Genomic DNA, 6,513 nt, shown 5'->3' on the forward strand with positions numbered 1-6,513 from the left:
GCCCAGATGGATGCCGTCGGTGCCGAGCGGCTCGGCGACCTCGGTACGGAACAGCTCGGCCATGCCGCGACCGGTGACGGAGCGGGCCAGCCCGCCGCACAGCCAGCCGAAGGTGAGGGCGTGATAGGTCGGAACACCCAGCAGGTGGTCGGGTTTCGCCGCGGCCAGCCGCTCCTCCATGAGCCGGTGGTCGAGCACCTCGTCGAGCCCGCGCGCGATGGCGGGCAGCCCGGACAGTCCGGCGCGATGGGACAGCAGCTGCCGCACCGTGATCCGGTCCTTGCCGTTGGCCCCGAATTCGGGCCAGTACTCGGCGACCGGTGCGGCGTAGTCGATGAGTCCGCGGTCGGCGAGGCGATGGATCACCGTGGCCGCGATGCCCTTGGTCGCGGAGAACACGATGCTGCCGGTCTCCGGACCCCACGGACGGCCGGTTTCGCCGTCGCCGATCCAGATGTCGACCAGGGGCTCGCCGTGCCGGTGCACGGCCAGCCCACCTCCCGCACCCGGTCTGCCGCCCATGATCCTCGCGAAAGTACGTACCAGAGGGATGAATTCGGCGGCGGCATAACCGCCGACACCAGCGGGAAGGGATGCGGCACCGGGGAGGGAAGCGACATTGCTCACACCGTCCACGGTACGGACGCCCGACCGACGGCGGCAACGACGGAACCCGCCCTGTTATGTCGGACGTCCGAGTGGTTATCCACGGTGTCCGACCGGTTATCGGCGCGTAACCGAAGCGGCCGCGTTCCGGACATGCGTAGGGTGAGGTATGCGCACGCTGCGGTCACTCCTGCTGATCCTGTCCGCCGTGGTCGCCCTGGTGGCGGCCGGATGCGGAAAGGATGACGCCACACCGACACCCGAACAGGTGAGCGGTGACTGGCACGGCAGTATCGAACTCCCCGGCCGGCAGCTCGCCATCGGGGTGAACTTCGCCAACGACGGCGAGGCCACCGTCGACATTCCGGAGCAGGGCGTGGCCGCGGCACCGCTGACCGGGGTGAGCGCCGATCCGGACAAGGTCACCTTCAGCATTCCGGACGTCCCAGGCGACCCGAAGTTCGAGGGGACCTACAACCGCGACAGCGACACCATCGAGGGCAAGTTCAGCCAAGGCGGAGAACAGTTTCCGCTGAATCTGACCCGCGGCCGGGTCGAGGGGCCGCCGCGCCCGCAGGAACCGGAACCGCCGTTCCCGTACGCCACCGAAGAGGTGTCCTACCCCAGCGGTGAGATCACCATCGCCGGGACGCTCTCCCGGCCCGAGGGCACCGGACCGTTCCCGACCGTCGTGCTGATCACCGGCAGCGGACCGCAGGACCGCGACGAAACCCTGCTCGGGCACAAGCCGTTCCTGCTGCTCGCCGATACCCTCACCCGCGCCGGATACGCCGTGCTGCGCACCGACGACCGCGGCGTCGGCGGAACCGGCGGCAATCTGGAACACGCCACCTACCAGGAACTGACCGACGACATCATCGCCGGGCTGAACTACCTGCGCGGCCGCGACGATATCGACGCCGACCGCATCGGACTGCTCGGCCACAGCGAGGGCGGCTACCTCGCGCCCCTGGCCGCGGCACGCCCCGACAGCAGGGTGGCGTTCACGATCCTGCTGGCCGGTCCGGCGGTGCCGGGCTCGGAGGTGCTGCTGGAGCAGAACCGGCTCATCATGGCCGCCCAGGGGGCGACACCGGAGGAGATCAGCGAGCAGGTCGGCTTCGTGACGGGGCTGATCGCCATCGTCCGCACCGGCGACCTGGAAGCGGCCCGCCGGTACGTGATCGAACACAACAACAGCCTCCCGGAGGACGAGCGCTCACCGGAGGAGGCGGCGGCCCAGATGGCGAGCCCGTATATGGCGGCGCTGCTGAATTACGATCCCGCCCCGGCACTCTCGGCGCTGCGGGTGCCGACCCTGGCCGTGTACGGCGGCAAGGATCTCCAGGTGCCCGCCGCTCAGAACGAAGGGCCCATGCGAAATCTGCTGGCGGACAATCCGGATGCCACCGTCCACACCTTCGACGGGCTCAACCATCTGCTACAGCCGGCCGACAAGGGCACGCCCGACGAGTACGCGGCCATCGAGGCCACCATGGACCCGGCCGTACTCGACTATCTGTCGAACTGGCTCACCGAGCGAATGCCGCCGCGCTGAGTCGCGGTTCGGCGGTTTCGGCACTGGCGGCCGGGCCCCGACCTTGGGAGAGTGAGGACGTGGGTATCTACGAAGACCGCATCCTCCCCCGCCTCGTCGACCTCACCTGCGGTATGCGGGCGCTGGATCCGCTGCGCGAGCGGGCCTGCGCCGACCTGCGCGGGCGGGTGGTCGAGATCGGGTTCGGCTCCGGCCGCAATGTGCCGCTCTATCCGAGCGCGGTGGAGTCGGTGAGCGCCGTCGAACCCGCGGATCTGGGCTGGCGGATGGCGGCGGGGCGGGTGGCGGCCGCACCCGTCCCGGTGGAGCGCTCGGGACTCGACGGGCAGCGGCTTCCCTTCGCCGACAACACCTTCGACTCCGCGCTGTCCACGTGGACGCTGTGCACCATCCCGGATGTGCTGGCGGCGCTGGCCGAGGTGCGGCGGGTGCTGCTGCCCGGCGGCACGCTGCACTTCGTCGAACACGGACTGGCTCCCGATCCCGGCGTCCAGACCTGGCAGCATCGCCTCAACCCGATCCAGAAGACAGTGGCGGGCGGGTGCCATCTCAACCGCGATATCGCGGAACTGTTGACCACGGCCGGATTCGAACTCCGCGAGGTGGACCGCTTCTATCAGGAGGGAGCGCCCCGGCCCTACGGCGCGCTGTCGCTGGGCGTGGCTGTGTCGAACTGAGCGCGGCCGCGCCCGATGACGGCGCTGAGCCCGCGGACCGGGGGGTACGCGCGGGTGGGCAGGGCAGGAATGGTCGGGGCGACGAGCCCGTCACTGTGCGGACAGGCCCGCGGAGAGGGAGGCCAGTGCGCATTCGGGCGGGGTGGGGTAGATGAGGATGCAGGCGAAGCCGACCGGTTCGGCGGTGTGCGGGGCCACCGGGAGTGTCGGCTCGGCGGGGGTCAGGGGGACGGCTGTGGCCGGGGCGATGGTGGCGAAGGAGGCGGCGGCCAGGGCGAAGGTCAGGGCGGCGATGCGGAAGCGGTTGCGCATGAGCGTGATTCCCAACTATTGAAATACAAAAGTTTCGGAGCAGGGTACCCGTTGTCGCCGACTCCGGCGGGGCGATCGCGGCGGGCGGAGAGCACGCCCCGGAGCCCGAGCGACTCGCGGCGACGATCGCGAGGTCCAGCGCGGCGTGGTGATAGTCCGCGCGCGGCAGTGCGGTCTCCTCCGTCGTGCTACGCGGTGGCGCCCCGGATGGCGATGTACTCCTGTTCCGGGCGGCCGGTGCTGCCGTAGCGCAACTGCATGCGGACCTCACCGGAGGCGACGAGCAGGGCCAGATACCGCTGGGCGGTGGCGCGCGAGACGCCGGTGACGGTGGAGACCTCGGCGGCCGAGAGCGGGGAGGCGGCGACCCGCACCGCGTCCAGGACCAGCTCCCGGGTGGTCGAGGAGGCCGCCGCGGCCGGAGCGGTCGGCGGCGTCGGACGCAGCGCCTCGAGGGCGGCGTCCACCTCGCGGGCGGTCACCTCGGTGGCGGAGAGGATGCGGCGGTACCGGGCATAACCGGCCAGGCGGGCGGCCAGGGCGGTGTGGTCGAACGGTTTCACCAGGTACCCGAGCGCACCCGCGCTGAGCGCGGCGCGCACGGTCTCGGCCTCGGTCGCCGCCGTGAGCACCATGGCGTCGAAGTGGATCTCGCGCACCAGGTCGATCCCCGAACCGTCCGGCAGGTACACGTCCACCAGGGCCAGATCGAAGCTGTGCGCGGCGATCGCCGCCCGCGCCGCGGCGAGCGTGGTGGCGGTCGCGCCCACCGTGAATCCCGGTAGCGCCGTGACGATCCCGGAATGCAGGTTCGCCACCCGGAAGTCGTCGTCCACGACGAGCACATTCACATCGTCTCGGCCCACGCCACATCTCCTCTCACCAGCACACCCGGCATCCGGGCGATGAACTCGGCCCCCCGCAACCTCCCCGCCGCGCTGACATCGGATACAGCGGCACCCGACTCGGCGGCACCGGCCACGGCACCAACCGGCCCGGCACCAACCGCTCCGGCATCGACGCACCGACTCCCGCGACGCGCTGATGCGCCTTGCTCCACGTCGCGGACCCGGGCATCGCCCGACACGGCATGGTGCGCCTTCGCCACCGCGGCGGGCGGCCCGAAGCGCGCGGACCCCGCTCCGGTCTCCGTCGACCGACTCGCGCCCGAACCGGATTCGGTGTCACCACGCTCGAACCCGCCGGACCGCCCCGCGCCGAGCGCAGTGCCGCGATCTCCCGGCTCATCGGCACCTGCCGCGCCCCCGCCGATCACCGCGCCACTGGCCCGGACCGGACCAGCCACCGCTTCGCCAGCCACCGCATGGTGCGCCTCCGCCGCCGCGGCGGGTGGCCCGAAGCGCACGGACCCCGCTCCGGTCTCCGCCAAGGGGCTTGCCCCCGAACTGGGTTCGATGTCGCCACGCTCGAACCCGCCGGACAGCCCCGCGCCGAGCGCAGTGCCGCGATCTCCCGGCTCATCGGCGCCGACGGGAGCAGCAGCACCGGGCACGTGCGCACCTGCCACACCATCGCCGGTGGTGCCGGCATGGGGCGGAGTGTCGCGGCGTGGGGAATCGCCGCGGGAGGGCTTGCCGTGTTCGGCGGGGTGGCTGGCGGGTGTGTCGGGGAGTGGTTCGGATTCCGCCCTCGGTGTCGCGGCAGCGCCGCCGGGGGAGGCGAGGCGGATGTCGCCGCCGTGGGCGCGGGCCAGTTGGCGGGCGAGGGCGAGGCCGATGCCGCGGCCGCCGGGGAGGCCGGAGTCGGGGCGGGTGGAGACGCCCTCGGTGAAGATGGCGTCGGCAAGGGCGGGCGGGACGCCGGAGCCGCTGTCGGCGACGGTGAGGTGCAGGGTCGAATCCTCTTGGACCAGTTCCACTTCCACCACGGCGGGCGGTTCGCCGGTGCGCGCCGCCTCGATGGCGTTGTCGAGCAGGTTGCCCAGGACGGTGGTGACGTCCACGGGCACGGCGAGATTGCCGTCTATCCAGGTATTGGGGCCCAGGCGCAGGGTGACCCCGCTTTCGCGGGCGTGCGCGGCCTTGGCGGCGAGGAAGGCCTGCAGATAGGGGTCGTGGACGGCGTCCATGCCGGGCAGCGCCGCGCCGAGCGGTCCGGACCCGAGCAGGTCGTCGATGTACTGCGCCGCCGCCGCGGGCCGATCGGTGTGCAGCAGCCCCGAGATCAGGTGCAGCCGGTTGGCGAATTCGTGGCGCTGGGCGCGCAGGACGGTGCTCATGGAGCGGACCGCGTCGAGTTGGCGGGTCAGCGATTCGATATCGGTGCGGTCGCGCGCGCTCAGCACCGCGCCGAGGCAGCGCCCGTCGCGGCGCACCACCCGCGCGGTCACCACCACGATGCGATCGCCCACCATGGCCTGCACCGGTACCCCGTCGGCGGCCCGGAAGACCTCGAGCACCCGTGGAGTGAGGCCGAGTTCATCGACGGCACAACCGGTTTCGCCGGTGATGCCGAGCAGTCGCCGCGCTTCCTCATTCACCACGGTGACCCGCCAGGCGGTATCGGCCGCCACCACGCCCTCCCCGATGCCGTGCAGCACCGCATCCTGTTCGCGCACCAGTTCGGCCAGCTCGCGCGGTTCCAGACCGAGCGTGAGTCCGTGCCAGCGGCGGGCCAGCAGCATCGAGCCGAGCACCCCGGCCAGCAGCGCGCCACCCGCCAGCAGTCCGGCCCGGCGCAGGTCGCCCAGAAGTTGATCGTGCACCGCCGCCGTGGAGATGCCGACGCTCACCTCCCCGACGACGTGGGCGCTCCCCGGTTGCAGCACCGGAACCTTCGCGCGCACCGACTCGCCCAGCGTGCCGTGCTCCTGAATCACCACCTCGCGGCCCGCGAGCGCGCCGGAGGGGTCGGTGCTGACCCGCTCCCCCAGCCGCGTCGAATCCGGATGCGCGAGCCGGATCCCGGCCTCGTCGGTCACCACCACGAACAGCGCGCCGGTGCGGGCGCGGGCGTCCCCGGCGATGCGCTGCACCGGCCCGGCCGCGAGTTCGGTCTCCATCTCATCACCCGGCAGTGAGGTTGCCAGCGAGTAGCGGTACACCTGATCGCGCAGCGCCGGCTCCGAGGCGACGGTGCGGGCGATCGCCAGCGCACGCTGCCCGTACTCGCCGGACAGTCGCTCGTTGCTGACGTAGGCGAACATGCCGAACGCAATACCCAAGGTCAGCGTGACAACCACTACCTGGAGCAATACGATCTGCGTCCGCAGCCGCACCTCACCCACGAAGGGTCGGGTACGACGGCCGAACACACTCACCGCGCCAGTGTAGGCAGACCGGCGGGTTCGTATCGGGTGGCGAGCACAATGCGCACAACGCACATTTCGCGGGTTTGCAC

General features: G+C 71.5%; 6 protein-coding genes. 2 read left to right on the forward strand and 4 right to left on the reverse strand.

The annotated features are described in order from the left end of the window. Nucleotides 1-627 (reverse strand): serine hydrolase domain-containing protein (locus QK444_RS30410; protein ID WP_282785548.1); only part of this gene is annotated, 627 nt, incomplete at its 3' end. A 148-nt stretch (nucleotides 628-775) separates the two neighbouring features. On the opposite strand from QK444_RS30410, the gene QK444_RS30415 reads away from it, so the two are divergent. Both QK444_RS30415 and QK444_RS30420 read left to right on the forward strand, forming a co-directional pair. Further along, nucleotides 776-2,164, forward strand: coding sequence for an alpha/beta hydrolase (locus QK444_RS30415; RefSeq protein WP_282785549.1), 1,389 nt, complete (start codon nucleotides 776-778; stop codon nucleotides 2,162-2,164). Nucleotides 2,165-2,223: 59 nt separating this feature from the next. Next, a complete protein-coding gene (locus tag QK444_RS30420) occupies nucleotides 2,224-2,841 on the forward strand; it encodes a class I SAM-dependent methyltransferase (RefSeq protein ID WP_282785550.1) in 618 nt (205 codons plus the stop codon). Nucleotides 2,842-2,931: 90 nt separating this feature from the next. On the opposite strand, the gene QK444_RS30425 is transcribed toward QK444_RS30420, so the two are convergent. The 3 genes from QK444_RS30425 to QK444_RS30435 form a co-directional block, all read right to left on the reverse strand. After that, the gene (locus QK444_RS30425; protein WP_282785551.1) at nucleotides 2,932-3,168 is read right to left on the reverse strand and encodes a hypothetical protein; all 237 of its coding nucleotides are present in this window, start codon (nucleotides 3,166-3,168) and stop codon (nucleotides 2,932-2,934) included. Between the two features lie 173 nt (nucleotides 3,169-3,341). Further along, nucleotides 3,342-4,019 carry a response regulator gene (locus tag QK444_RS30430; protein WP_143980320.1) on the reverse strand — a complete coding sequence of 226 codons (678 nt, stop codon included), beginning with the start codon at nucleotides 4,017-4,019 and terminating at the stop codon, nucleotides 3,342-3,344. Further along, a complete protein-coding gene (locus QK444_RS30435; protein WP_306358802.1) occupies nucleotides 4,001-6,391 on the reverse strand; it encodes an ATP-binding protein in 2,391 nt (796 codons plus the stop codon). The genes QK444_RS30430 and QK444_RS30435 overlap by 19 nt, the downstream gene beginning before the upstream one ends. Nucleotides 6,392-6,513 lie beyond the last annotated feature (122 nt).

It is taken from the genome of Nocardia sp. CC201C (assembly GCF_030010695.1).
Classification (GTDB): Bacteria; Actinomycetota; Actinomycetes; order Mycobacteriales; family Mycobacteriaceae; genus Nocardia; species Nocardia otitidiscaviarum.